Origin of the sequence: Accumulibacter sp., from assembly GCF_023806635.1 — a bacterium.
In the GTDB taxonomy this organism is placed as follows: Bacteria; Pseudomonadota; Gammaproteobacteria; order Burkholderiales; family Rhodocyclaceae; genus Accumulibacter.
In genome coordinates, this window is sequence record NZ_JAMTDQ010000104.1 from 1 (window position 1) to 25975 (window position 25975).

At 67.1% G+C, this 25975-nt stretch carries 23 protein-coding genes; 8 read left to right on the plus strand and 15 right to left on the minus strand.

Annotated elements, in window-relative coordinates; all coding sequences use genetic code 11:
* The coding region (mgtE, locus tag NFW30_RS17850) for a magnesium transporter (protein WP_295372434.1) at window positions 1-896 on the plus strand (896 nt) is incomplete at its 5' end.
* Here mgtE and NFW30_RS17855 read toward each other — a convergent pair.
* From NFW30_RS17855 to NFW30_RS17865, 3 genes are all read right to left on the minus strand, one after another.
* Window positions 884-2422: a CYTH and CHAD domain-containing protein gene (locus tag NFW30_RS17855; RefSeq protein ID WP_295349386.1), complete on the minus strand. Its 1539-nt coding sequence runs from the start codon at window positions 2420-2422 to the stop codon at window positions 884-886. The genes mgtE and NFW30_RS17855 overlap by 13 nt on opposite strands.
* A 141-nt stretch (window positions 2423-2563) precedes the next feature.
* Window positions 2564-3877, minus strand: coding sequence for an ATP-binding protein (locus NFW30_RS17860; protein WP_295372437.1), 1314 nt, complete (start codon window positions 3875-3877; stop codon window positions 2564-2566).
* The gene (locus NFW30_RS17865; RefSeq protein ID WP_295349390.1) at window positions 3874-4536 is read right to left on the minus strand and encodes a response regulator; all 663 of its coding nucleotides are present in this window, start codon (window positions 4534-4536) and stop codon (window positions 3874-3876) included. The genes NFW30_RS17860 and NFW30_RS17865 overlap by 4 nt, the downstream gene beginning before the upstream one ends.
* 250 nt (window positions 4537-4786) lie before the next feature.
* On the opposite strand from NFW30_RS17865, the gene hpnD reads away from it, so the two are divergent.
* A complete protein-coding gene (hpnD, locus tag NFW30_RS17870) occupies window positions 4787-5620 on the plus strand; it encodes a presqualene diphosphate synthase HpnD (RefSeq protein WP_295349392.1) in 834 nt (277 codons plus the stop codon).
* A complete protein-coding gene (gene hpnE, locus NFW30_RS17875; protein ID WP_295349394.1) occupies window positions 5617-6972 on the plus strand; it encodes a hydroxysqualene dehydroxylase HpnE in 1356 nt (451 codons plus the stop codon). Before hpnD ends, hpnE begins: the two co-directional genes overlap by 4 nt.
* On the opposite strand, the gene NFW30_RS17880 is transcribed toward hpnE, so the two are convergent.
* Window positions 6893-7579, minus strand: coding sequence for an ABC transporter ATP-binding protein (locus NFW30_RS17880; protein WP_295349396.1), 687 nt, complete (start codon window positions 7577-7579; stop codon window positions 6893-6895). The genes hpnE and NFW30_RS17880 overlap by 80 nt on opposite strands.
* Here NFW30_RS17880 and NFW30_RS17885 point away from each other — a divergent pair.
* The 4 genes from NFW30_RS17885 to NFW30_RS17900 all read left to right on the plus strand — a co-directional run bounded on the left by NFW30_RS17885 (window position 7578) and on the right by NFW30_RS17900 (window position 12738).
* Window positions 7578-8198 carry an arylesterase gene (locus NFW30_RS17885; RefSeq protein ID WP_295349398.1) on the plus strand — a complete coding sequence of 207 codons (621 nt, stop codon included), beginning with the start codon at window positions 7578-7580 and terminating at the stop codon, window positions 8196-8198. The genes NFW30_RS17880 and NFW30_RS17885 overlap by 2 nt on opposite strands.
* Window positions 8199-8226: 28 nt before the next feature.
* Complete coding sequence (gene mnmH / locus NFW30_RS17890) at window positions 8227-9282, plus strand: tRNA 2-selenouridine(34) synthase MnmH (protein WP_295349400.1); 1056 nt, start codon at window positions 8227-8229, stop codon at window positions 9280-9282.
* 119 nt (window positions 9283-9401) lie between these two features.
* Complete coding sequence (locus NFW30_RS17895; protein ID WP_295349402.1) at window positions 9402-9827, plus strand: OsmC family protein; 426 nt, start codon at window positions 9402-9404, stop codon at window positions 9825-9827.
* A gap of 220 nt (window positions 9828-10047) precedes the next feature.
* Window positions 10048-12738 (plus strand): bifunctional acetate--CoA ligase family protein/GNAT family N-acetyltransferase, encoded by a 2691-nt coding sequence (locus NFW30_RS17900; RefSeq protein WP_295349404.1) that lies wholly within the window; start codon window positions 10048-10050, stop codon window positions 12736-12738.
* Window positions 12739-12870: 132 nt separating this feature from the next.
* On the opposite strand, the gene NFW30_RS17905 is transcribed toward NFW30_RS17900, so the two are convergent.
* From NFW30_RS17905 to NFW30_RS17925, 5 genes are all read right to left on the minus strand, one after another.
* Window positions 12871-13068 (minus strand): DUF3460 family protein, encoded by a 198-nt coding sequence (locus tag NFW30_RS17905; protein WP_295349406.1) that lies wholly within the window; start codon window positions 13066-13068, stop codon window positions 12871-12873.
* Window positions 13069-13169: 101 nt separating this feature from the next.
* The gene (locus NFW30_RS17910; RefSeq protein ID WP_295349408.1) at window positions 13170-13406 is read right to left on the minus strand and encodes a DUF3567 family protein; all 237 of its coding nucleotides are present in this window, start codon (window positions 13404-13406) and stop codon (window positions 13170-13172) included.
* 14 nt (window positions 13407-13420) lie between these two features.
* The gene (gene clpB / locus NFW30_RS17915; protein WP_295349410.1) at window positions 13421-16000 is read right to left on the minus strand and encodes an ATP-dependent chaperone ClpB; all 2580 of its coding nucleotides are present in this window, start codon (window positions 15998-16000) and stop codon (window positions 13421-13423) included.
* A gap of 437 nt (window positions 16001-16437) precedes the next feature.
* Window positions 16438-17952, minus strand: coding sequence for a DUF1254 domain-containing protein (locus tag NFW30_RS17920; protein WP_295349412.1), 1515 nt, complete (start codon window positions 17950-17952; stop codon window positions 16438-16440).
* An 86-nt stretch (window positions 17953-18038) separates the two neighbouring features.
* Window positions 18039-18977, minus strand: a complete 939-nt coding sequence (locus NFW30_RS17925; RefSeq protein WP_295349414.1) for a LysR family transcriptional regulator — start codon at window positions 18975-18977, stop codon at window positions 18039-18041.
* 106 nt (window positions 18978-19083) lie between these two features.
* Between NFW30_RS17925 and NFW30_RS17930 the strand changes: the two genes are divergently transcribed.
* Window positions 19084-19764, plus strand: coding sequence for a carbonic anhydrase family protein (locus NFW30_RS17930; RefSeq protein ID WP_295349416.1), 681 nt, complete (start codon window positions 19084-19086; stop codon window positions 19762-19764).
* A 457-nt stretch (window positions 19765-20221) separates the two neighbouring features.
* Here NFW30_RS17930 and moaE read toward each other — a convergent pair whose 3' ends face one another.
* From moaE to NFW30_RS17960, 6 genes are read right to left on the minus strand one after another with little or no spacing between them, the layout of a single operon-like run.
* Entirely contained in the window at window positions 20222-20683 is a 462-nt protein-coding gene (gene moaE, locus NFW30_RS17935) for a molybdopterin synthase catalytic subunit MoaE (protein WP_295349418.1), read from the minus strand.
* 3 nt (window positions 20684-20686) lie between these two features.
* Entirely contained in the window at window positions 20687-20938 is a 252-nt protein-coding gene (moaD, locus tag NFW30_RS17940; protein WP_295349420.1) for a molybdopterin converting factor subunit 1, read from the minus strand.
* A gap of 15 nt (window positions 20939-20953) precedes the next feature.
* Complete coding sequence (gene glp, locus NFW30_RS17945; RefSeq protein WP_295349421.1) at window positions 20954-22159, minus strand: gephyrin-like molybdotransferase Glp; 1206 nt, start codon at window positions 22157-22159, stop codon at window positions 20954-20956.
* Window positions 22146-22673: a molybdopterin-guanine dinucleotide biosynthesis protein B gene (gene mobB, locus NFW30_RS17950; RefSeq protein ID WP_295349422.1), complete on the minus strand. Its 528-nt coding sequence runs from the start codon at window positions 22671-22673 to the stop codon at window positions 22146-22148. Before mobB ends, glp begins: the two co-directional genes overlap by 14 nt.
* Window positions 22670-24007 (minus strand): hypothetical protein, encoded by a 1338-nt coding sequence (locus NFW30_RS17955; RefSeq protein WP_295349424.1) that lies wholly within the window; start codon window positions 24005-24007, stop codon window positions 22670-22672. Before NFW30_RS17955 ends, mobB begins: the two co-directional genes overlap by 4 nt.
* Window positions 24004-25950 (minus strand): ATP-dependent DNA helicase, encoded by a 1947-nt coding sequence (locus NFW30_RS17960; protein ID WP_295349426.1) that lies wholly within the window; start codon window positions 25948-25950, stop codon window positions 24004-24006. Before NFW30_RS17960 ends, NFW30_RS17955 begins: the two co-directional genes overlap by 4 nt.
* Between the last annotated feature and the right edge of the window lie 25 nt (window positions 25951-25975).

Sequence of the window (25975 nt, forward strand, 5' to 3'; positions counted from 1 at the left end):
TGAGAACTGACTCGAAATATCGCATACAACGGTATGAACAATCAACAATATCGCCCTATCTCTACCTCACCGACGAGATGGGCCGTCTGGTGGGTGTCGTGTCGCTGCGGCAGTTGCTGCTCACGCGAGCAGGCACGCCCCTGCACAAGGTCATGAACCGGCGAGTCATGAAGGTGACCACGGATACCGACCAGACCACGGTCGCGATGCTCGTCGACAAGTATCGACTGCTCGCCATCCCGGTGGTGGACGAGGACAACGTCCTGGTCGGCATGGTCACCGTCGACGACGTGATCGACGTCATCGAGGAAGAGACGACGCGCGACATGCTGAAGATGGCCGGTACCAGCGAGTCGGAGACGCTCACCCATTCGGCGCTGAAGATCGCCACCATCCGCCTGCCCTGGTTGCTGGCGGCCTTCATCGGCGGCCTGGCGGCGACAGCGGTGATTGGACAGTACGAGGAGATCCTCGGCCAGGTGCTGGTCCTCAGCGCCTTCCTGCCGGTCATCATGGGCATGGCGGGCAACGTCGGCGTGCAGTCGGCAACCGTCGCCGTACGCGGCCTGGCAACCGGCGCCATCGACGTCAAGGACACGCTGCCGCTGGTCCTCAAGGAACTGCGGGTCGGCTTGGCACTGGGCGCCTTCTACGGCGTGATTCTCGCCGTCTACGGCTATTTCATGCACCACAGCCTGCAACTCGGGCAGGTCGTCCGCCTGACGATCCTCGGCAACATGACCGGTGCCGCCCTGCTGGCGGTGCTGCTGCCCATGATCTTTCAGCGCATGAAGGTCGATCCGGCAGTGGCGACCGGCCCGTTCGTCACCACCGCCATCGACATCCTCGGTGTTCTCAACTACTTCGTCATCGCCAGCTGGATCTACAAGTTGTAGGCAGGCTGTCGCGAGCGCGAGCGGTCACCGGCCGGCCGCTCCGGCGACTGCCATGGCGGCAGTCGCTGCTGGAAATCGTCGAGCAACTGCGCAAACTCGGGCAACAGCGCTGCAGTCTGTGCCGCCAGCCAGTCCTGCACCTGAACCCGGCTTGCAGCCGGCAGGACTGTGGCCACCAGTTGCGTCGCCACGGCAAGGTCATTGAGCCGCCCCAACATCTCCTGCAGCGCGGTCGCCGACTGGAGGTAGTCGGCCAGCAATGGGCCGGCCAGCAGTGGAGAAAAGAACTCGAGGCCGTAGCGAAGCTGCTTGAACGCGACGCGCAGGCGATGACGAGCGGCGACGTCGGTCTGCAACGGCGCCGCTGCGCGCTCATTGACACGCCGTGCGCGCTTGCCCAGGCAGCGCGGAACGAAATCGCCCAGCCGGCCAGCCGGGCCAGACGGCGAAACGGGCAGATCGACCAGTGCGGCGCTGAAATCGAGCAACAGCCGCGAATAGTCCTCCGACTGCAGTGCCCTGCGGCTCACCCGACGGTAGCTGGCACAACGGCCTTGCACGCGGCTTGCGAGACGAGCGGCGTCAACCCTGCCGGCGAAGACCTCGGCCAGAACGGGCAGGGTCTCGGCATGGAAGACATCCCAGTTTCGGTTGTCGCCAAGCTGTGTCGCCAGCGCCTGCCAGAGCGGATCGAAGCGGGCGACGAAAGCTTCGGGCAGCAGCGGCTCCCAGAGGCGGATCGCCGACCTCAGGCGACGGATGGCAACCCGTGCCTGATGGACGAACTCCGCTTCCCCGCTGTCACGGACACCCTGCTCATTGGCCTGCAGATGGCCGATGCACGCCGCCGCGATCAGACGAAAGGCGTCCATCGTCGGCATGTCGGCGTGCACGGCGACCGGCTGCGCCTTGACTGCCAGCAGGGGTGCGGCATCGAGGAGGCGGTAGGCGCGCTCCGACTTGCTGCCCGCTTCGGGATGCATCGGCACGCCGGCCTGGAGATCGAGAGCGACAGCGAAGAGATCGCTCAGCGACCCCGACAACAGTTCGATCTCAACCTCACGGATGCTCTGACGGCGTCCTGCGGCCTCTATCCGGCCACGGTCGAGCGCGACTTCGATGCGCACACCGGAACGTGGCGCGAAGACATGCGCCTCGCGCCGGAAGCGGGTGGTGAACACCGGCTGCAGTTCATCGCGCAGGGATTCAAGAAGCTCGCGGACGGCGACGTCGTCCACATGTGCGAAATCAAAGTCGCCTGCCCGACCAGGCGCCTCCCATTCGCCACGCTGCGCCAGCCCGGCAGCAAGCGGCGGCGCCGTCTTCACGCCCAGCAACCACTGGCGCCCGTGCTGCCGGTAGCGAACGACGATTCGTTCGCGCCGCAGGCGGCGGTCCGCTGTGTCGTAGTAGGTGTTGCGCAGCAACTTCGTGCTGCGTTCGCTGCCCGCCAGCAGCGGCAGTTCCAGCAATCGTTGAGCCGCAGCCGCCGACAGGGACAGCTTGATTTCCGTTTCCGTGGCCATCGACGACCTCTTGCTGGCGAAGACCGGGCCCCCCCGGCGGTTCAGACCTTTTCCCCTGGCACCAAGCCTCGCGACCCGCTCCGCGAGCAAGGCATGCTGCCACTGCAGACTCTAGCACAACAATGGCCCCGGACATCTCGGTCAAGGTGGCGCCAGGCGAGGAAATTCGACACGCGCACGCAGGCCGCCGAGGCTTGCATCGGCGAGCAGGACGCGTGCGCGGTGGCGCTCGGCAATGGCCCTGACGATCGCCAGCCCGAGCCCGCTGCCCGCCTCGCCGGCTGCCGCGCGGCGGTAGAAGCGGTCGAACACCCGCTCGCGTTCGGCGGGCGGGATTCCTCCTCCCGAATCACAGACTTCGACGAACGGCAGATCGTCGCTGCTGCCGGTCACGACATCGACCCGCCCGCCACGCGGCGTGAAGCGCAAGGCATTGCTGACCAGGTTGGCAAGAAGGATGCGCAGGGCATCGGCGTCGCCGGCGACCAAGCAGGACTGCTGCTGTGCTGGCGCTCCGAGATCGATCTGCCTCGCCTCGGCCAGCAACAGGTGATCGACGATGACCTCCGCCGCGAGTTGCCGCAAGTCGACCGGCTGCAGTGTCGACTCACCCGCACCGGGCTCCAGTCGCGCCAGCGTCAGCAACTGTTGCACCGAATGGGTAGCGCGCTGCAGGCCGCCCTTCAGCTCGCTGAAGGCTTCGCTGCGCGCCGCGGCGTCGGCGGCGCGCTCGGCCAGCTGCACCTGCAGCGTCAGTGCCGCCAGCGGCGTCCGCAGTTCGTGTGCCGCATCGGCAACGAACTCGCGCTGTTGCTCGAGCGCTCGCTGCAGGCGCAGCAGGAGGTCGTTCAGCGCCACGACCAGTGGCACCACCTCGGCCGGCACCTGTTGGTCGGGCAATGGATCGAGCGCAACGGCGGTGCGCGTGCCGACTGCCTGCGCGACGTCGACCAGTGGCCGCAGGCCGCGGCCGATGACGACCCAGATCAGTACCGCGAGCACCGGCAGCAGGAGCAGGAAAGGCGCGACGATGCGCAGTGCAGCCGCCAGCGCCAGGCGGTCGCGCAGCTGCATCGGCTGCGCCACCTGGATCACCTGCCCGGCCTGCTGCAGGCCGAAGACCCGCCACTTGCCGCTGCCGGTATCGACCGTCACATAACCCAGAGGCACCTGGTGCGGCAAATCCTGCAGTGGATGCGACAGGTAGATGCGGGTCCCGTCGGCTGCCCAGATCTGGACCGAAAACTCCTCGGCATCGTCGCTGCCCGGCTTCCACCGCAGCGCACCATGCCGCGCCTCGTCGCGAAACGACAGCGCCAGTTGCCGCAACTGGTAATCGAGCAACGCACTGGCTTCGTCGCGCGCCGTCCGATAGGCCGCCAGCGCTCCCGCCAGAGTGGCGAGGGTGATCACCGCCAGGAGTGCCAGCAGCAGCTGGCGGCGGATCGACTTCATGGTGCCGGCGGTACCAGATAGCCGACGCCACGGATGTTCCTGATCCTCCCGGCGCCCAGCTTGCGCCGCAACGAGTGGATATGCACCTCGACGGCGTTGCTGCCGATTTCCTCGCCCCAGCCATACAGTCGCTCCTCGAGGTCGGCGCGCGACAGCGGTGTCCCCGGACGTTCCAGCAGCGCCTGCAGCAGCGCGAACTCGCGCGCCGAGAGCAGTACCGGCTGACCGTTCTGCGTCAGCTCGTGCGTTGCCGGATCGAGCTGCAGATCGCCGGCGACGAGCAGTGGCGTGGCCCGTCCGGCATGCCGACGCAGCACGGCGCGCATTCGTGCCGACAGTTCGTCGAGATCGAAAGGCTTCACCAGATAGTCGTCGGCGCCGGTGTCGAGCCCCTTGATGCGGTCGGCAACCGAATCGCGGGCAGTGATGACGAGCACCGGCAGCCGCTTGCCAGCACGCCGCAACCTGGCCAGCAGATCGAGACCAGATTCCCCGGGCAACCCGAGGTCGAGCAGCAGCAGCTCGTACGGTGCCGTCGCCAGCGCCAGCTCGCCGGCACGCACATCACGCACCCAGTCGACCGCGCAGCCATCCTGCCGCAGTCCCTGCTGCACGCTCCTGCCAATCATCGGGTCGTCTTCAACGAGAAGCACGCGCATCCTCGTGACCTGCCGCAAAAAGGGTTCGTCGGACTCGCCGCAGCGCTGCCAACGGCGAGCAATCCGGGCGACGCGGCAAGAGTCTACCCGCTTTCGACGGCGCCGTGCGTCAGGCCCGCCAGCGGCCGGCGCGAGCGCCCGACGGCGACCCGTGCCTGGCCAACGGCACGCCCGGCGACGACATCGCGAAGGTCGCCGCGATGGCGATTCTTGGGAGTATGATCGCCGGCTGGCAACTCCGAGACTGCCGATGACTCCCGACGAATACTGCCAACAGAAAGCGGCCCGCAGCGGTTCGAGCTTCTACTACAGCTTCGTCTTCCTGCCGGCCGCGCAGCGGCGCGCGATCACCGCGCTGTACGCCTTCTGCCGCGAGGTCGATGACGTCGTTGACGAATGCCAGGACCCGCAGCTCGCGTCGACCAAGCTCGCCTGGTGGCGTCAGGAAGTCGCGCGCCTGGCGAGCGGCCAGGCACAGCACCCGGTGTCGCAGGCGCTGCACGCGGCGAGCAGTGAGTATGGCCTGCCACCGGAACAGCTGCAGGAGATCATCGACGGCATGGAGATGGATCTGCAGCAGTCACGCTACCTCGACTTTCGCGCCCTGTCGCTCTACTGTCACCGGGTCGCCGGCGTCGTCGGTCTGCTCGCGGCGGAGATCTTCGGCTATCAGGATCGTCGGACGCGCAAGTACGCGCACGATCTCGGCCTGGCGTTCCAGCTCACCAACATCATCCGCGATGTCGGCGAGGATGCCCGCCGGGGCCGCATCTACCTGCCGATCGACGAACTGCAACGCTTCGAGGTGCCGGCCGCCGACATCCTCAACGCCCGCCATTCGGAAAACTTCCGCCGCCTCATGGACTTCCAGGTCGAGCGTGCCGAGAGCTACTACGCGCAGGCGATTGCGCAACTGCCGGCGGTGGACCGCCGGCAGCAACGTCCCGGGCTGGTGATGGCAGCGATCTATCGCACGCTGCTCGACGAGATCCGGCGCGATGGCTGCCAGGTGCTGCGGCAGCGGACTTCGCTGACGCCGCTGCGCAAGCTGTGGATCGCCTGGCGCACCTGGGCGCGGGGATGAAGGCCGCCGTCGTCGGTGGCGGCTGGGCAGGACTGGCGGCGGCGGTCGAACTGGCGCAGGCGGGGTTCCGGGTCACCCTCTTCGAGGCCTCCAGGCAACTCGGCGGCCGCGCACGCAGCGTCGAGCTGCACGGGCATCGACTCGACAACGGGCAGCACATCCTGGTCGGCGCCTACCACGAAACCCTGCGCCTGATGCGGACGGTCGGCGCCGATCCCGAGCGACTGCTGCTGCGACTGCCGCTCGAGCTGCGCTTTCCCGGCAGCCTGCCGCGGCCCTTCCGGCTCCGTCTGCCCCGGCTGCCGCCGCCGTTGCATCTCGCCGCCGGACTGCTCGCTGCTGCCGGCCCGACGCTCAGCGAAAAGCTCGCGGCGGCCCGTTTTCTGCGCGCCCTGCAGCGCAACGGCTATCGCGTGCCGGAAGGCGACAGCGTCGCCGAACTGCTCGACCGCCACGGCCAGCGCGGCGCACTGCGCAGCCATCTCTGGGAAGCACTCTGCCTCGCCGCGCTGAATACGCCGCCGGCGGCCGCTTCCGCCCGCATCTTCGCCAACACCCTGCGGGACAGCCTCGGCAGCGGCCGCGCGGCAACCGACCTGCTGCTGCCGGCGGCCGATCTCGACCAGCTGCTGCCGGCCGCCGCAGCCAGCTTCATCCGCCGGCACGGTGGCGAGATTCGCAACGGCTGCCGGATTCGCCGCATCGAAGCGGGACCGGCAGTTCTCGGCGAGGCTTTCGACTGCGCCGTCATCGCCGTCGCGGCGCAGCATGCGCCCGCTCTGCTCGCCGGTCATCGGGCCACGGCCGAGCTGGCACAGACCCTCGCCGCCTACCGCTTCGAGCCGATCGCGACGGTCTACCTCGGCTTTCCGCCGCAGGTCTCACTGCCGCTGCCGATGCTCGGCCTCGCCCCCCGTTCGTCGACTGACGTCGGCCAGTGGGTCTTCGACCGCGGCGCGCTCTGCGGCACCGCCGGCATCCTGGCCTTCGTCCTCAGCGCCCACGGGCCATGGCAGGAGCTCGACAACGCGACGCTGGCGGCGCGGCTCGCCGGGCAGCTCGCGGCCACCCTGCGCCACAGCCTGCCACCCGTTCTCTGGCAGCAGGTCATCCGCGAGCAGCGGGCAACCTTTTCCTGCCGCCCCGGTCTGGCGCGCCCGGGTGCACGGACGGCTCTCGCCGGCTGGTGGCTGGCGGGTGACCATGCCTGCGGCGAGTATCCGGCAACGCTCGAGGCAGCGGTCCGCAGCGGCGTCGCCGCCGCCCGCGAGATCAGGGCATCGCTTCCAGCTGGCCGGCATGCATGCGCAGGCGCCGCGCGCAGCGGGCCGCAATCTCCTCGTCGTGGGTGACGAGGATCAGCGTCGTCCCGCGCTCGGCATTGAGCGCGAACATCAGCTCGATCACCTGGTGGCCGGTCGCGGCATCCAGGTTGCCGGTCGGCTCGTCGGCCAGCACCAGCCGCGGCCCGGGAGCAAAAGCGCGCGCGAGGGCGACACGCTGCTGCTCGCCGCCCGACAGGTGCTTCGGATAGTGCCGCAGGCGCTCGCCCAGGCCAACCCGCTGCAGCCAGAACGCAGCCTGGTCGCGGGCATTGGCTGTGCCAGCCAGTTCGAGCGGCAGCATCACGTTCTCCAGTGCCGTCAGCGACGGCAGCAACTGGAAGCTCTGAAAGACGAAGCCCAGCAGGCGCCCGCGCAGCACCGCCCGTGCGTCCTCGTCGAGCCCGCCGAGTTCGGCGCCTGCCAGTCGTACCGAACCGCTGCTCGGCCGGTCCAGCCCGGCCAGCAGGCCGAGCAGCGTCGACTTGCCGGAACCCGAGGCACCGACGATCGCCACCGTCTCCGCGGCGGCGACGACGAACGAAATATCGTGCAGAATGGTCAACGGCTCGCCACCGTTGTCCACGCGTTTGGCGAGTTCCCTGACCTCAACGACCAAAGATGTTTCCCGAACCATGCCCGCTTTCCCCAACCGTCGCCGCCTCCTGCTTGCCGGCCTGATGTTGCTCGCCAGCGGCACCGCCGCTGCGGCGATGAACATCCTCGTCTTCGGTGACTCGCTGTCGGCGGGCTACGGCATTCGCCAGGATGCCGCTTGGCCAGCCCTGCTGAGCAGGCGGCTGCAGGAGAAGAAGCTCGATTATAAGGTCGTCAACCTCAGCATTTCGGGTGAAACCACCAGCGGCGGCCGGGCACGGATCGACGACGCCCTCGACAGGCACTCGCCGCGGGTGGTCATCGTCGCGCTCGGCGCCAACGACGGCCTGCGCGGACTGCCGCTGGCGCAACTGCGCGACAACCTGACGGCGATCGTCGCCAAGGCGCAACAGAGGAACGCGCGCGTCCTGCTCGTCGGCCAGCGCATCCCGCCCAACTACGGGTCCTATGCCGCGCAGTTCCACGCCACCTTTGCCGAAGTGGCCAGGGCCCGCAAGACGGCACAGGTAGACTTCCTGCTCGACGGTGTCGCGACACAGGCACAACTGTTCCAGGCCGACAACCTGCACCCGACCGCCGAGGCGCAGCCGCTGTTGCTCGACAACATCTGGCGGGGACTGGCACCGCTGCTAAAATGAAGGCCCGAAAGCCGGAGGCGCTCGCGGCATGAAACACGATATCGCGACGATCGGACAGCTTGCCGATCTGTCTGCCTTCGACGAGATCATCGATGTCCGCTCGCCGGCCGAGTTTGCCGACGACCACATTCCAGGATCGGTGAACTGCCCGGTGCTCGACGACCGGCAGCGCAGCGAGGTCGGCACGCTCTACAAGCAGGTGTCACCCTTCGCCGCCCGCCGGATCGGAGCGGCCTACGTCGCCGAGAACATCGCCGGCCACCTGCGCAGCCACTTCTGCCAACGCGACAGGAACTGGCAACCTCTTGTCGTCTGCTGGCGGGGCGGTCAGCGCAGCGGCTCGCTGACGCACATCCTGCGGCGCATCGGCTGGGATGCGCAACAGCTCGCAGGCGGCTACAAGACCTATCGCCGGCTGGTCATCGCCGGTCTCGCCGAGATCCCCCGGGGCCTTTCGCTGCGGGTGCTCTGTGGCGCGACTGGCAGCGCCAAGAGCCGTATCCTGCAGGCGATCGGGGCGCGTGGCGAGCAGATCCTGGACCTCGAGGAGTTGGCCTGCCACAAGGGCTCGGTGCTGGGCGTCCTGCCCAACTGCCGGCAACCGTCGCAGAAGATGTTTGAATCGCGCCTGTTGACCGCGCTGACGGCGCTCGACCCCAGCCGGCGGGTGTTCGTCGAGGCCGAGAGTCGCAAGATCGGTTCGCTGCAGGTGCCTGAAGCGCTGATCGAGACCATGCGCGCCGGTGAATGCATCACCATCGAGGCATCGATCGATTCCCGCGTCGACTTCCTCCTGCGCGATTACGAGTATTTCCTGGGCGACCCGGACTGGCTGCTCGCCCGCCTGCACGCCCTGCGCGATCTGCAGGGCAGCGAGGCCATCCAGCGCTGGTCGGGGTACGCGCGCAACGCTTCCTGGCGCGAACTGGTGAGGGAGTTGCTGCAACTGCACTATGACCCGCTCTATTGCCGCTCACAGAAACAGAACTACGCCGGCTTCACGGCACCGGTGACCCTGTCCACCGCCGATCTGAGCGCCGGCGGCATCGACGCTCTGGCCAGCCGCATCTGCGGCGCTGCCTGATCGCCCGGTCGCCCGCTCAGAGCCAGGTGATCAGGTCGTGGCGCGCCACAGCGAAACGGAAAATGTGAGCCGCGACCGCCTTTCGATTATCATCCGTGCCATCGCGTCGGAGAAGCGGAATGACAGAAGACAGGCAGCACGATCGGGTCGTCGTCAGCGAAAACGGACGCGGACCTTACCAGCAGACGATCGAGATCGGCAAGCACCGGCTGCTCGCCGACGAGCCCCCCGCCCTGGGTGGCGAGGACAGCGGTCCGGCGCCCTTCGACCTGCTGCTCGCCAGCCTCGGCGCGTGCACCTCGATCACCCTGCGCATGTACGCCCAGCGCAAGCGGCTGCCACTGGCGCGGGTACGCGTCGAGCTGCAGCACGACCGCGTCGATGTGGCCGGAAGCGGCAAGCGCGATCGCATCGTTCGCCAGATCCGCCTCGAAGGCGACCTGAGCGCAGACCAGCGCAGCGCACTGCTGGCGATCGCCAACAAGTGCCCGATGTACCGCACGCTGCGTTCCGACCTGCTGATCGACAGCATCGTCGCCGAATGAGCCGGCGGCTCGACGCCACGGCAGCCGGCACGGGTATTGCGGCCAGCGCCACGCACGCACGCCCGCAGGGTGGCGGGATTTGGCCCGAAGCGTGCGGAATGCCGCAATGGCGGTCGATTGGAAGCTGCTCCCTAGAGACTTCGGCGACTGGTTGTGGTAAATTGATGCAGTGCAACATCCACCACCGCAACACCTCTCACCCGGGAGGTGATTGGCCATCATGCTAGAACACCACTACCTCACGACACTGTTTGAGCCGAAATCCGTCGCCGTCATCGGCGCTTCCGACCGCGTTGATTCGGTCGGCAACGTCCTGTTCAGGAACATCCTCGAATCGGGTTACCGCGGCCGTCTCTACCCGATCAACCCGGCCCACGAGAGCATCCAGGGCGTCCAGGCGTACAAGTCGATCGAAGAGATCAGCGCCCGTGTCGAGATGGCGGTGATCGTCACCCGCCCGCAGACGGTGCCTGGGGTCATCGAGCAGTGTGGCCGCAGCGGCGTCAAGAACGCGATCGTCATCACTTCCGGTTTCGCCGAGGCGGGTCATTCCGGCGCCGCACTGCAGCGCAAGATGATGGAGATCGCCCGCAGCTATGGTGTCCGCCTGCTCGGCCCGAACTGTCTCGGGATCATTCGTCCCAACCTCGGCCTCAACGCCACCTTTGCCCGCGTGCACGCCGACTCCGGCCATCTGGCCCTGGTTTCGCAGTCAGGCGCGATCTGCTCGGCGGTTCTCGACTGGGCGAGAAGCAACCGCATCGGCTTCTCCAGCGTGATCTCGCTCGGCGGCACGGCGGACGTCGATTTCGGCGAAATCCTCGATTACCTGATCTACGACAACCTGACGCACTACATCCTGCTCTACGTCGAAGGCATCCGCGATGCCCGCCGCTTCATGAGCGCGCTGCGCTCGGCAGCGCGCATCAAGCCGATCGTCCTGTTGAAGGCCGGCCGCCACGCCGGCGGCCTGGCGGCAGTCGAAACGCACTCGGGAATGGCGGCCGGCTCCGACATTGTCTTCGAATCGGCCGTGCGGCGCGCGGGCGTCGTCCGCGTCAAGAACATCGGCCAGTTGTTCTACGCCGCCAAGGCGCTGGCGTCGAAGTTCCGCCCACAGGGCAAGCGCCTGGCGATCATCACCAACGGTGGCGGACCCGGCGCGATGGCCGCCGACCGTGCGGGCGATCTCGAGATTCCGCTGGCACAACTCTCCACGGAGACGATGCAGAAGCTGAATGCCACTCTGCCACGCACTTGGTCGCAGAGCAACCCGGTGGACATCGAGGGCGACGCGACGCCGAAGCGCTACCATGACGCCACCCTGGCGGTGGCCGAGGACGATGCCGTCGACGGCGTCTTGGTGATGCTCTCGCCGCAAGCGATGACGCAGCCGATGGAAGTCGCCAAGGCGGTGATCGAGGTCGACCTGCAGACCGCCAAGCCGATCCTCACCTGCTGGATGGGCGAAGAACAGGTTCACGAGACGCGCAGCCTGCTCGAGGACGCCGGGATTCCGTCGTTCCGCATGCCGGAAACCGCGATCGAGCTCTACTATCACATCTCGACCTACTACTGGAACCAGAAGCTGCTGCTGCAAACGCCGGCGCCATCGTCGAAGCACTCGCGTCCGGAGACGGAAGGCGCGAAGATGCTGATCGAGGCCGTGCTGCACGAGCGGCGCAAGCTGCTCTCGGAGATGGAGTCGAAGGCCATCCTGCGCGCCTTCCGCATTCCGGTGGCGCAGACCATGGTCGCGCATACGCCGACCGAGGCGCTGCTCCTCGCCGAGCAGATCGGTTTCCCGATCGCGATGAAGATCGACTCGCCCGACATTCTCCACAAGAGTGAGGTCGGTGGCGTGCGCCTGAACATCACCAACGCGCCGGCAGCCCGCAACGCCTATCACGACATCATCGAGACGGTGAAGAAACGGCATCCGACCGCACGCATCAACGGCCTGTCGATCGAGCCCTTCCTCGCCCGGCCGAACGGCCGCGAGCTGATGATCGGCGTCTCGCGCGACCCGATCTTCGGGCCGATCATCACCTTTGGCGCGGGTGGCACCGAGGTCGAGGTGTTCAGCGATCGCGCGGTGGCGCTGCCGCCGCTCAACCGCTTCCTGGCGCGCGACCTGATCCAGTCGACACGCGCCTCGAAACTGCTCGGCGAGTTCCGCAACATGCCGGCGATCAACCACGAGGCACTCGAGGAGATCCTCCTGCATGTGTCACAGATGATCTGTGAACTGCCGTGGCTGCAGGAACTCGACCTGAACCCGCTGATTGTCGACGAAAGTGGCGGCATCGCCGCCGATGCCCGCATCGTCATCGATTATGCAGCGCCTTCCGGTGACCGCTACGCGCACATGGCGATCCACCCCTACCCGGTGCACCTGATCCAGGAATGGGAGTTGCCCGACGGCCGTACCGTCACCATCCGGCCAATCCGACCCGAAGATGCCGAACGCGAACAACGCTTCGTCATCGGCATGTCCGACGAGAGCAAGTATTACCGCTTCATGGACACCATCCGCGAGCTGACGCAGACGATGCTGGTGCGTTTCACGCAGATCGATTACGACCGCGAGATGGCCTTGGTGGCGACACTACCCGATGCCGACGGCCAGGAAGTCCAGATCGGCGTCTCGCGCTATGTCACCAACCCGGACGGCGAGTCGGTCGAATTCGCGCTTGCCGTCGCCGACGACTGGCAGCGACACGGCGTCGGGCGCAAGTTGATGAGCGCGCTGATCGACTGTGCCCGCATCAAGGGCTACCGCAGCATCGTCGGCGACGTGCTGTCGATGAACAGCAAGATGTTCAGCCTGATGACCAAACTCGGCTTCACCATCCACCCACACCCGGACGATCCAGCGGTGAAGCGCGTCGTCAAACCGCTCAACAACTAGCTGTTGTTGCGGCGCTGCCCGGGGTCGGAGACAGGCCCCGCGGCCTGCTGCCAAACCAGCCATCCGGCTCCGCCTTGCCGCTCCCTTCGAAGACACCCGCAGCGCGCGGCCGGAACCGCCCCCGGCGGCGGCTCAGCGCTGCTCGAAATTGACGTCGTAGGGATACGGACGCTGCGGCTCGCTGGCCTGCCGCAGCGCGTTCTGCTCTTCGAGGTCGACCTTCCTGTCCCACCAGATCGCCCTGCCCCGCCTCTGATCCTCGGCCCACTCGGGGTGCTGCGCCAGCATCTCGCGCATGAACTTGGTGTGATCGGATTCGTACAGCGCCATCTCGCCTGCTCCCGGTAAGAGTGCCCGCCACGGCGGCGAACTGCCGCCGATTATACGCCCGTCGGGCATCCCCGGCAGCGGCCCGGTGACGCCCGCAAGCCTCAGTGCAGCACGATCGGCCGCGCCGTGCCGGCGCAGTATTCGTCCAGAAGCGCATCGACCGACTCTTCGCTGCGCTGCTCGTCGGGAATGCTCTCGATCGCCCGGCGCAACCCGCCCGCCACCGCCCCGTGCACGAACAGGCTGCGGCTGCACGTCTTGTCGACCAATTCCAGGGCCCCGTGCGTCGGGTAGGCAACGATCGCATACTGCTGGCTGTTGTAAACGATGCTGATCATGGCTACGATCTCCTTCAACCCTTTGCGAAACGCATGATGCCGCCTTCAGAGGCGACGCGGATGCGCTCTCCGGCGGCGAAACGCCCTTCGAGAATAGCCTTGGCCAGCGGGTCCTCGATCTGCGACTGGATCGCACGCTTCAGCGGCCGCGCGCCGTAGACCGCGTCGAAGCCGGCAGTGGCGATTTCCCCCAGGGCACTGTCGGTCACCTCGAGCTGCAGCTCCATCTGTGCCAGACGCCGTTCGAGATAGCCAAGCTGGATCTTCGCGATCGAGCGGATGTGCTGTTCGTCGAGCGCATGGAAGACGACGACCTCGTCGATGCGATTGATGAACTCGGGCCGAAAGTACGACTTCACCTCGCCCATCACCGCCAGCTTGATCAGTTGATGGTCGTCACCGGCCATCTGCTGGATCATCTGGCTACCGAGATTCGAGGTCATCACCACCACCGTGTTCTTGAAATCGACCGTACGGCCGTGGCCGTCGGTCATGCGCCCGTCGTCGAGCACCTGCAGCAGCACGTTGAAGACGTCGGCGTGCGCCTTCTCCACCTCGTCGAGCAGGATCACCGAATACGGCTTGCGACGCACGGCCTCGGTCAGGTAGCCCCCCTCCTCGTAGCCGACGTAGCCCGGCGGCGCTCCGATCAGGCGCGATACGGAATGCTTCTCCATGAACTCGCTCATGTCGACGCGGATCAGGTGCTCGTCGGAGTCGAAGAGGAAAGCGGCCAGCGCCTTGCACAGCTCGGTCTTGCCGACTCCGGTCGGACCGAGGAAGAGGAACGAGCCATAGGGCCGGTTCGGATCGGCGAGCCCGGCGCGCGAGCGGCGGATCGCGTTCGCCACCAGGCGCACCGCTTCGTCCTGCCCGACGACGCGCTGGTGCAGGCGCTCCTCCATCTGCAGCAGCTTCTCGCGCTCGCCCTGCATCATCTTCGACACCGGGATGCCGGTCGCCCGCGACACCACCTCGGCGATCTCCTCACTGCCGACCTCCGTGCGCAGCAGTCGCTTCTGGCCACCGCCATCGCCGGATTTCTCGGCAGCCTTCATCTGCGCTTCGAGTTGCGGCAACCGGCCGTACTGCAATTCGGCCAGCTTGTCGTACTGCCCCTTGCGCTGCAGTTCGGCCATCTGCGCCTTCAGCCGGTCGATCTCCTCCTTGATCTGCGCGCTGCCCTGAACCTGCGACTTCTCCGCCTTCCAGATCTCGTCGAGGTCGTTGTACTCGCGCTCGAGCTTGAGCAGTTCCTCCTCGATCAGGTGCATGCGCTTCTTCGACGCCTCGTCGCGCTCCTTGCGCACGGCCTCGCGCTCGATCTTGAGCTGGATCATCCGCCGGTCGAGCCTGTCCATCACCTCGGGCTTGGAGTCGATCTCCATCTTGATCCGCGCCGCCGCCTCGTCGATCAGGTCGATCGCCTTGTCGGGCAGGAAGCGGTCGGTGATGTAGCGATGCGACAGCTCGGCAGCGGCGACGATCGCCGGGTCGGTGATGTCGACACCGTGGTGCAGCTCATACTTTTCGCGCAGGCCGCGCAGGATGGCGATCGTCGACTCGACGCTCGGCTCGTCGATCAGCACCTTCTGGAAACGGCGCTCGAGGGCCGCATCCTTCTCGATGTACTTGCGGTACTCATCGAGCGTCGTCGCACCGACGCAGTGCAGCTCGCCACGCGCCAGCGCCGGCTTCAGCATGTTGCCGGCGTCGATCGCGCCTTCGGCCTTGCCGGCGCCGACCATCGTGTGCAGTTCGTCGATGAAGACGATGATCCGCCCCTCTTCCTGCGCGATTTCCTTGAGCACGGCCTTCAGCCGCTCCTCGAACTCACCGCGGTACTTGGCACCGGCGAGCAGAGCCGCCATGTCGAGGCTGAGGACCTTCTTGCCCTTCAACGTTTCCGGCACCTCACCATTGACGATGCGCTGCGCGAGCCCCTCGACGATCGCCGTCTTGCCGACGCCCGGCTCACCGATGAGCACCGGATTGTTCTTCGTCCGCCGCTGCAGGATCTGGATCGCCCGCCGGATCTCGTCGTCACGGCCGATCACCGGGTCGAGCTTGCCGAGACGGGCACGCTCCGTCAGGTCGATGCAATACTTGGCAAGCGACTGTCGCTGTCCTTCGGCTTCCTGACTGTCGACCGCCTGACCGCCACGCACCGAAGCCACCGCCTGTTCGAGCGAAGCCTTGACCAGTCCGTGCTGTTTCGCCAGCCGGCCGCAGTCGCCCTTGTCGTCGGCGAGTGCGAGCAGGAACAGTTCGGAAGCGATGAACTGGTCGCCACGCTTCTGCGCCTCCTTGTCGGTGAGGTTGAGCAGGTTCGCCAGGTCGCGCCCCACCTGCACCTCGCCACCATGCCCTTGCACCTTCGGCAGGCGGCCGACCGCCTGCAGCAGCGCCGCCTTCAGCGCCTGCACATTGACGCCGGCGCGTGCCAGCAGCGATGCGGTCGAGCCATCTTCCTGCTGCAGCAGCGCGAGCAGCAGGTGCTGCGGTTCGATGATCTGGTTGTCGTGGCCAATCGCGAGGCTCTGGGCATCGGCCAGTGCCTGCTGGAACTTCGTCGTCAGTTTGTCCAAACGCATGTGCTGCACTCCTTGCCGGAAATGGGTCGATGACATGCATATGGGGCCGACCGGGCGCAGTTCAATGCGCCACGCCGAGCCGCTGACGAGTTGATGGACCGGTCCCTGCTGCGACCGGAGTGGCGCCAGGCCGTCGTCGCGTCGCGGTCACCTTGGGCTCGGAGATGCTGCCGCCGCAGACAGGCGGGGTGACGGCGTAGCCGTGGGAATCGAAGTCCATCCTGCTATCCGAAACGCCACCGATCACGCGAAGCAGCGGCGGCGGGTACGGTTGCTGTCCGAGCGCTGACGCATCACCAGCGCCGCTGCCACGCGGGATGCCCCTACCCCGCGTGCGCGGCGCCGCGGCGGCACAGACTTCACCCCGGCGGCGCGCTCATTGTCTGCGCACCATCACGCGCCGGCAGACGCGATCTTCGCCGGGTCCGGACGTGCGCCTAGGAAGCTTCCCTGACCTCGGGAACCTTCCAACTGCCATCCAGAATCGATGGTGCGTTTTCCTTCGGCCAGTAGAGGCGCATCATCAGGACGAAGGGGCCGTTGGGTGCCGGCAGCCAGTTCGATTCCTTGTCCTTGCCCGGCGATTCGTTCTGGATATAGAGGTCGACCGACCCATCCGGGTTCGTCTTGAACTTGTTGCGCTGGCTCAGGTTGTAGCGATTCAGCTTGTTGTCCACGAAGAAATAGTCCGCGTCGTACATGGTGAGTGACCAGAACCCGTTCACCGGCGGCAGTTGGCCCTTCTCGAAGCGCATGACGTACTTCTTCTCGCCGCTGTACTTGGCAGCGATGTCCGGTCCCTCCGAGGTCGGATAAACGGCATCCTCGGGCCGGTTGGCGCCGAGGCCGATCGCGGTGACGAGCGCGCGCTGGATGTAGTTCGTTCCGTACAGGCCGGTCTTCGTGGTGAACAGCCAGCCGTGCTCGAGCTTGAAGTCGCCCGCGACGATGCCGCCCTTCATCCAGTCCATGATCAGTTCCTGTGCCGACTTGGGGGCACCGGCAAGGCCCTTGGCAACGGCGGGATCGAGCTTGGCTGCGTCGAAGTCCTGCCCCGGAACGACACCGATCCTGGCAAGCTTGGCCAGCATCGGAGCATCATCGGCCGCCGCCGGATTGCTCTTCAGCAGCTCGGCGAAGAGCTTGAAGTACGCGCTGGCATCGAGCGCATCGACCTGCGCGCGGACGGCGGTCTTCATGTCGATGGCCGGGTCGACCACTCCAGGGGTCGGCGTGCGGGATTGCCCGTAGGCGGACAGCGGCACGACCGAAATCTTGTCCTGCAGGGCATGAACGGCCTTGTAGTCCTCGGGGGTGCCGGTGCAATAGATGCGCCCGAGAATCCATACGATGCCCGTCGGGGACTTGTATTCGGTCACGCCGGCGGGCAATTCGCCCGACCAGCCCGGTCCGGTGATGGCATAGGTCTGTGCCTTGGTGCCCGTCGTCCGCTTGCCCGGAACCTGGAACACGTTGGTCCAGCCGTCGAGCATCGGGAACAGGGCATAGCGGTCCTTCATGTCCGGGAGGCTGAGGATCCAGGGCTCCTTCGAAACGTCGATCCAGGCGGTCGTGTACAGCGTGTCGGCGTTCGGCGCCGTGACATCGCGGTACGCGGCGTCGGGGTAGCTGCGCATCCGCACGAATTGCCCCATTGGTGCGCGCGACCCTTCCGCTGCGGCGACATTGGTCATCACCCGGCGCGTCATCTCCATGGTCACCAGGGGGTAGGCATAGACGTAGCTCTCGATGGCGATCGCGCGTGCTTCGGCTTCCTTGGCCGCCGCTTCGACCGCCTTCGCTTCTGCTTCAAGCTTCGCCTTGGCTTCCGCAGCGACACGGTCCACCTGCGGTTCCGCCTGTTTGCCGCACGCCGCGAGCAGCGCGAGTGACAGCGCTGCGAGTCCGATGGCGGCGCCATTGAGGCGCTTGCCGATGGCTTGTTCCTTCATTGAAGAATCTCCTTGTGGGTTCTGGAACGGCAAGGCTATCACAACAGGATGGCGCGTCGACAGCGGGCCTGTGGACCTTGCACCACTCATCCCTCGGCCAGAGTCTGTCCGTGCCAGCAGGAGTCACGGCGCCCAACCGGCTCGCATGCCGTCTGCTCGAGGTGTTCGAGAAAGACGGCCGCCACCGGAGACAGGCGTTTGCCGTGTGGGTAGAGGGTGAACCAGCGGGACTGGAGCGGGAAGCCCTGCACATCGAGAATCGTGAGCTGATCGCCCGCGGGTCGGGCGGCCAGGGCGTGGTGCGAGATCACCGCCAGGCCGAGGCCCCCGGCAACGGCCTGCTTGATCGCCTCGTTGCTGCCCAGCGCGAGCCGCACCTCGGGAACGAAGCCATGGTATGCGAAGTGAGCATCGCACGCCAGTCGTGTCCCCGAACCCCGTTCGCGCAGGATGAAGCGTTCGGCCGCGAGGTCCGCGAGTTCGAGGGGCCGCCCCGCCAGCCGGTGCCCTTCGTTGGCGATGAGGACCAGCGGATTGGGCAGGAACTCGTGGCGTTCGAGGTCGAGGTTCTCGGGCGGCATCGACATGATGTAGAGGTCATCGCGGTTCTCGCGCAGACGGGCGACGACACCGTCGCGATTCAGGACTTCGAGCGCAATCTCGATGTTCGGGTGCGCCGCACAGAAGCTGCCCAGCAGGCGCGGCACGAAATACTTCGCGGTGCTCGCCAGCGACACGCGCAGGCGTCCCCGTTCCAGCCCTTTCATCGCATCGACGGCCTGCTCGAACGCCAGCCATTCGTCGAGCATCGCCCGCGCCGTCGCCGCCAGCGCCTCGCCCGCCGCGGTCAGGTGGAGGCGCTTGCCGATCTGCTCATGGAGGGGGAGACCGACGGCGTCGGCCAACTCGCGCAATTGCATCGATACCGTCGGCTGCGTCACGTGGCAGGCCGCTGCGGCCGCTGTGACGCTGCCGTGGTCGGCAAGCGCGAGAAAGAGACGCAGCTGGCGAAAGGTTGCATTCATAGATACTGATCTATGCCAATCATCATGAATATCGATTGTTCATTATTTTCACCGGTCGGTAACATCGCGGTCAACATCAATGACCGCGAAGGAAGCTTCTTCCGCCATGAAAGCGCATACGTCCGAAACCCAAGCCTCCGTCAACCCGGCGCTTGCCCTGCAGTTCCTCAAGGAGGGCAACGCGCGCTTCGTCAACAACCTGCGCGTGAGCCGCGACCTGCTGCAACAGGCCAACCAGACGCGCGACGGACAGTGGCCGTTCGCCACCATCGTCAGCTGCATCGACAGCCGCACGTCCGCGGAACTCATCTTCGACCAGGGCCTCGGCGACATCTTCTCGGTACGCATCGCCGGCAACGTGATCAACACCGACATCATCGGCAGCCTCGAATTCGCATGCCACGTGGCCGGGTCGAAGCTCATCGTCGTGCTCGGGCACACCTCCTGCGGCGCGATCAAGGGCGCATGCGACCATGTGGAGCTTGGCAACCTGACCGAGTTGCTGTCGAAAATCCAGCCCGCCGTCTATGAAGAGAACAGGACACTCGATCCGGCAGCGCGCAACTCGATGAACGCCGCGTTCGTCGAGAACGTCGCCGACCTCAACGTGCGTCGCTCGGTGCGCTCGATCGTCAACCGCAGCACCATCCTCGAGCACATGATCGCCGCCGGCAAGGTGGGCATCATCGGCGGCAAACACGACCTGGCCAGCGGCACCGTGACGTTCTTCGACGACACCTGGTTGTACGACGAAGCGTCGATGCGGACCACCACCGGCAACCACTGATGTCCATTCGGGTTCGACCGCGGTGACGATCGGCACTTCGCCGGCGGCGACCGGTTCTTTTTCGGCGACGTGCGGCGTCCGGGGCGTCGTCCGCCGCTTCCCGGTCGAAGTCGACAGCGCCGGCACGCCCGCGAAGCCGCGACGCTGTTGCTCGGGCTGCCCCGTGCTGACCCGCACGGCGCAGCGCGCGGCCTAACGCCGTGCGCGGTGGCGACGCAAAGCGACGCCACTCCGCTGGCATAGCCAAGCCTCGAGCTGGATTTCGATCAACCGATCGCGCGGTAGCATCAGGCTGCGCCCGCCGCCTGGCGGCAAGCCCCTTTGCCGATGCACGCATGGGAGAATCCAGCGCAAATCGAGCCAGGACCATCGGGAGCAGGTCTGCAGATGCGGCCCCGATGGCGGTTGGATGCCTCGTCCTCTCCACATGGCACAGCCAACACCGGCAGGATCCACCTCACCCGCCCGGCTGCCGCCAGCGCTCGGCGGCGCGGTCGTCATCATCACGCGCCTCGACCCAGCGCGCCCCTGCCGCAGTCAACTCGCGTTTCCAGAACGGCGCCCGCGTCTTCAGGTAGTCCATGATGAACTCGCAGGCGGCGAAGGCCTCGGCGCGGTGCGCGGCGGCGACGGCAACGAGGACGATGCGGTCGCCGGGCAGCAGGCGGCCGACGCGATGGATCACCAGGGCGTCGATCAGCGACCAGCGCTGCAGCGCTTCGCCGACGATCGCCGCCAGCGCCTTCTCGGTCATCCCGGGGTAGTGTTCGAGGCTCATCTCGCTGACGCCGTCGCCACCGCTGACATCGCGCACGAGGCCGACGAAGGATGCCAGAGCACCGACCCGCGGCTCGGCACGGCAGAGGTCGGCGAGTTCGCTGCCGATGTCGAAATCGGCTTCCTGGATGCGCACCGGCATGCCTCAGCCCCCCGTCACCGGTGGAAAGAAAGCCAGCTCGTCGCCATCGGCGAGCGGTGACTCGAGCGGCACCATCTGCTGGTTGACGGCACAGCGCAGGTTCCTGGTCCCGGCCAAGTCCTCCCACGCACCGCCCCGCTGGCCGAGATGGCGAATGAGGCCGGCGACGTCGCGCACACCGGCTGGCAGCGCCAGCTCCTCGGCGGACCGGCCGAGGCGCTCGCGCACCGAAGCAAAGTAGAGAATGTTCAGCATCAGTGTCTCCCGGATTCAGTCGAGCAAGGCCGAGAAAGGCATGAAGCAGACCGCGTCGCCACGCCGGATCACCTGCTGCGGTGGGTTGTCGATCAGGCCATCGCCCCAAGCCGCCGAGGTCAGGACGCCCGAGCCCTGGTTGCCGAAGAGCTCGACCGTGCCGCCGGCATGGCTGCGGACGCGCAGGAACTCGCGCCGCGCATCCGGGCTTGGCCAGTCGAAATCGGCGCGCAAGCGGTAGCTCGCCGGGGCCACCTCGCGCACCCCCTGCATCCGCAGAAGCAGCGGCCGCAGCAGCATCAGGAAGGTGACGAGGCACGATACCGGGTTGCCGGGCAGCCCGACGAAGGGAACCTCGCGGCCGTTCGTCGCCAGATGGCCGAAAGCCAGCGGCTTCCCCGGCTTGATCGCGATCTTCCACATTTCGAGCCGGCCAGCGCCCTCGACCGCTGCCCGGACATGATCCTCCTCGCCGACCGAGACGCCACCGGACGAGAGCACCAGGTCGTTCTTTCCGGCCGCGGCGCGCAGCGCGGCCTGCGTCGCCGGCAGGCTGTCAGCGACCTCGCCGGCGTCGTCGACGATACAGCCGAGCCGTTCGAGCAGGGCCGCGAGGAGGAAGCGGTTGGCGTTGTAGATCGCCCCCGGCGGCAGCGGTTCGCCCGGCATGCGCAGCTCGTTTCCGGTGCTCAGCAGCGCCACCCGCAGGCGCCTGAAAACCGGCAACGAGGCGATGCCGACCGACGCCGCGAGCGCCGTGTCCTGTGGCCGCAGGCGCTGGCCGCAGGCGAGAATCTCGCTGCCGGCGGCGATGTCGCTGCCCGCCCGACGGATGTGCTCGCCTGGTTGCGGCAGGTGGTTGATCCGCACCCGTGCCGCAGCGTGTTCGCACAGTTCCTGCATCACGACCGCGTCCGCGCCGGGCGGCAGCGGCGCGCCGGTGAAGATGCGCGCCGCAGTTCCCGGTTGCAGCCGGCTGCCGACGCTGCCGGCCGGAATGCGCTGCGTCACCGGCAGGCAAATCCCCGGCCGCGGGACATCGGCAAGCGCGACGGCATAGCCATCCATCGCCGAATTGTCGAGCGGCGGCGAATCGACCGTCGCCATCTGTGCCTGCGCGAGGACACGTCGATCGGCGTGTCGCGTCGCCAGCGACTCGACCTCGGCGACCGCCGGAGCCGCCGCGAGCAGACGCTCAAGTGCTTCTTCAAACGACAGCATCGGCTTCCTCCGTGCGTTGAAGATGATCGAGGATGAAAGCGACGATCGCCGGCACGTCGTTCAGGTCCAGCCAGCGGAGCCCCGCCGGCAGACCCGCCGGCTCTGCCTCGTCCGATGCGACCGCGACGATCTGCCGCTGCTCCGGCCACAGCGGTGGCTTGCCATGCGCCGGCCGATGGACCTCGAGGCGGGCGATCGGCTCGCGCTTGAAGCCCTCGACGAGGAGCAGGTCACAGGGCGAGAAACGGCTCGCGCATTCGGCCAGCGTCGGCTCGGGCGCACCGCGCAGTTCGCGCATCAGCACCCAGCGCGACGCGTTGACGAGCAGCACTTCGCTGGCCCCTGCCTGGCGGTGACGGAACGAGTCCTTGCCCGGACGGTCGACGTCGAAGTCGTGATGGGCGTGCTTGAGCACCGAGACGCGCAGGCCACGCTCGATCATCTGCGGCAGCATGCGCTCGATCAGCGTCGTTTTGCCAGAACCGGAGTAGCCCGTGATGCCGAAGATCCTCATTCGCAGCTGAGGCAGCGACGCTGCCCGGGAACGGCGAGGACCGCGGCGAAGCCGCCACCGGGAGTCCGGAAATTGGTCGTCTGGCCACGGTAGAGGCGCGCCGAAACCAGTTGCACCGCACCGCGGTATGCATAGTTGCGCAGGTCGAGCTTGAAGTCCTGCTCGACACCGTCGATCAGCAGGCGGCGTTCGGAGGGGCTGACGACGGCCTGCGCGACATGGCCGCCGCGTGCGACTTCGGCGAACACCCGCCGCGTCAGCTTGTCGCCGCGATAGGCCGCCTTGCTGCCGAAACCGGCGGCCGGCTTGAAGAACCACTGCCGGCGGCTGGCCCAGAAAGCGTCGGCGTTCTCTGGCGTGACCTCTTCGGTACGTGGAATGCCGCTGGCGAGCAGCTCGCGGTCGCCATGGTCCACGCCGATCGCCCGCAGCCACTCCTGGTCCCCGAGTGCCAGCAGATTGCGTTTGTCGGCGAACAGCGCATGCGTCCGCGGATGCGGCGTGAGGACGACGGCGTCGGCGAGATAGGCCTGGCGCAGGCTGGCGTTGCGTGGCGCGGCGAGCGCGAAATCGGTCAGCCGGTTGTACACCAGGTCGATGGCCTCGCCGCGGCAATGCAGCCGCTCGCCATCGTACGACAGCTCGGCGGGATCGGCGACCAGCGCAGCGATGCCATTGTCGGCAAAGAGCCGGCGAAAGAGCTCGAACTCCGGCGCCAGGTATTGCTCGGCCGGCGCCTCGTCGACGATCGCGACACGTGCCAGCGGACGCGTCGCCGCCATTTCCGGCCGCGCCAGCCGCCACTCGTTGCGGAACATGTCGAGAAAGAGACGCTCGACCGGCGGCGGTTGCGGCATGATCTGCGCCACCGCCGCACAACACGCCCGTTGCGCCCGCAGGAGACCGGCATTGAGCAGCGCACCACCGGCATTCGAGTTGATCTCGATGAGTTGCGGCCCCTGCGGAGCGAGATGGAAGTCGTAGCCGAGGAAGACACCCGCGGCTGCCGGCGCGTGCTGCGCCACCGCCGGCGCGTAGGCGAGCACCCGCTGCTGGTAGGCAGGCAGCGCGACCACCCGTTCGATGGCGGCGATCGTCCGCGCCATCCGCTCGAGGTGCAGTGCGCCGACGAAGACCATGCTGTTGGCAAACAGGTGCGGGCGGCTCGCCAGCCAGTCACTCGCCCCGGCGTCACGCGCACAGGCCGCGAGTTCCCGCCGCAGCGACTGGTGATCGACCGAGATGCAGGCGCAACCACGATTCAGCAGCTCCGCCGCGGCACGGCAGTCGGCAGGCAGGAGTTCTTGCAGCGATGGTGGCAGTTGCGCGTTCATGCACCGCTGGCACCGGCTGCCGGTCTGAAGAAGGCCACCGCGTCGGCCAGCTCGCGCGTCCGCCGCATCGGTGGCAGGCTGCGCCAGATCCGCTTGCCGTAGGTCTTGGCGATCAGGCGTGGATCGCAGATCATCAGCACGCCGCGGTCGCTCTCATCGCGAATCAGCCGGCCCGCCCCCTGCTTGACGTTGATGACCGTCCGCGGCAGCTGGTACTCGAGAAATCCATTGCGGCCTTCGCTGCGCAGCCTATCGAGTCGTGCCGACAGCACCGGGTCGTCGGGTGGGGCGAACGGCAGCTTGTCGATGACCACCAGCGACAGCGCCTCGCCACGGACATCGACGCCTTCCCAGAAGCTTTGGCTGCCGATCAGGATGGCATTGCCGAGGCGGCGAAAGCGCTCGAGCAACTCGTTCTTGCCCAACTCGCCCTGCAGCAGCAGCGGCAGCTCGAGACCGTCGCGGGCGAGCCGGTCGGCGAGCAGTTCGTGGACCCGGCGCATCGCGCGCAGCGAGGTGCACAGGAAAAAGGCGCGGCCGCCGCTCTCGCGCAGCACCGGCCACGCTGCGCCGACGACCGCCTCGGCATGGTCGGGAGCGTTCGGTTCGGGCAGATTGCGCGGCACGTAGAGCAGCGCCTGCCGCGGATAATCGAAGGGGCTCTCCCAACGCGCCGAAGACGCATCGACCAGGCCCATCTCCGCACAGTAGTGGCCGAAGTCGTTCTGCACGGCGAGCGTCGCGGAAGTGAAGATCCAGGCGCGCGGATGCCCGCTCATCTGCTTCTGCATGATGCCGGCGATCGCCAGCGGCGTGGCATTGAGCTGCAGCGCGTGCGTATAGGTCTCGGCCCACCGGACGAAGTCGTCGTTGGTGCCGGCCTGCCAGGCTTGCAGCCGTTGCAGCAGGCTACCCGCACGCCGCCAGCAGTTGTCCAGCCCCTCGCTGCGCTGCGCCTGCGTCTCGAGCAGGGCGGCCAGCGCCTCGACGGCTGCGATCGTGGTCGCCAGGGCCTCGGCAAACCGGGGTCGGGCGGCAAGCTGCGGCAGTGCATGACGCGCCGGCTCGACCGGCAGCGTGAGCCGCAGATCGCGCACGTCCTTCTCCAGCCGGACGCTCAGGCGTGGCAGGTCGAGGCAGTCGCGCGCCGCCGTCAGCGCTTCGCTCTGCGCGTCCCGGCCAAGTTCGAGGAGTTGCGCGGTCGAGACGCTGTCGCCGAAGAACAGGCTGGCGACCTCTGGCAACTGGTGCGCTTCGTCGAAGACCACCGTGTTGCAGGCCGGCAGGAGTTCCGCCGTGCCCTCGTCGCGCAGCATCACGTCGGCGAAGAAGAGGTGATGGTTCACCACCACCAGGTCGGCGGCCAGCGCCTCACGGCGGGCAGCAAGGACGAAGCACTCCTTGTGCTGCGGACAGTCCTGCCCGAGGCAGTTGTCGCGCGTCGAGGTGACCATCGGCCACACCGTCGCGTTCTCGGGCACATCGACACACTCTGCCTTGTCGCCACTGCGCGTCTGCTGGGCAAAGCGTGCGATGCGCTGCGCCCAGGCAGCATCCTCGCGCGTCAGGAAGCGGCCATCGGCGAGCGAGCGTGCGAGATGGTGGTGGCAGAGATAGTTGGCACGGCCCTTGAGCAGGGCAACCCGGACCGGCAGGCCGAGAGCCTTGCGGATGGTCGGAATGTCGCGCGCGAAAAGCTGGTCCTGCAGGTTTTTCGTCCCCGTGGACACGATCACCTTGCCCCCCGAGAGCAGCGCCGGAACGAGGTAGGCATAGGTCTTGCCGGTGCCGGTGCCGGCTTCGGCGACGAGCACCGCGTTGGCCGCCATGGCGGCGGCAATGCGTTCTGCCAGTTCGAGCTGCTGCGACCGCGGACGATAACCGGGAACCGCCGCGGCGAGCGGCCCGGAGGCGGAAAAGACTTCAGCGAGCAAGGCGGTCATTGACGGTCCGTCGGAGCAGCGAGCA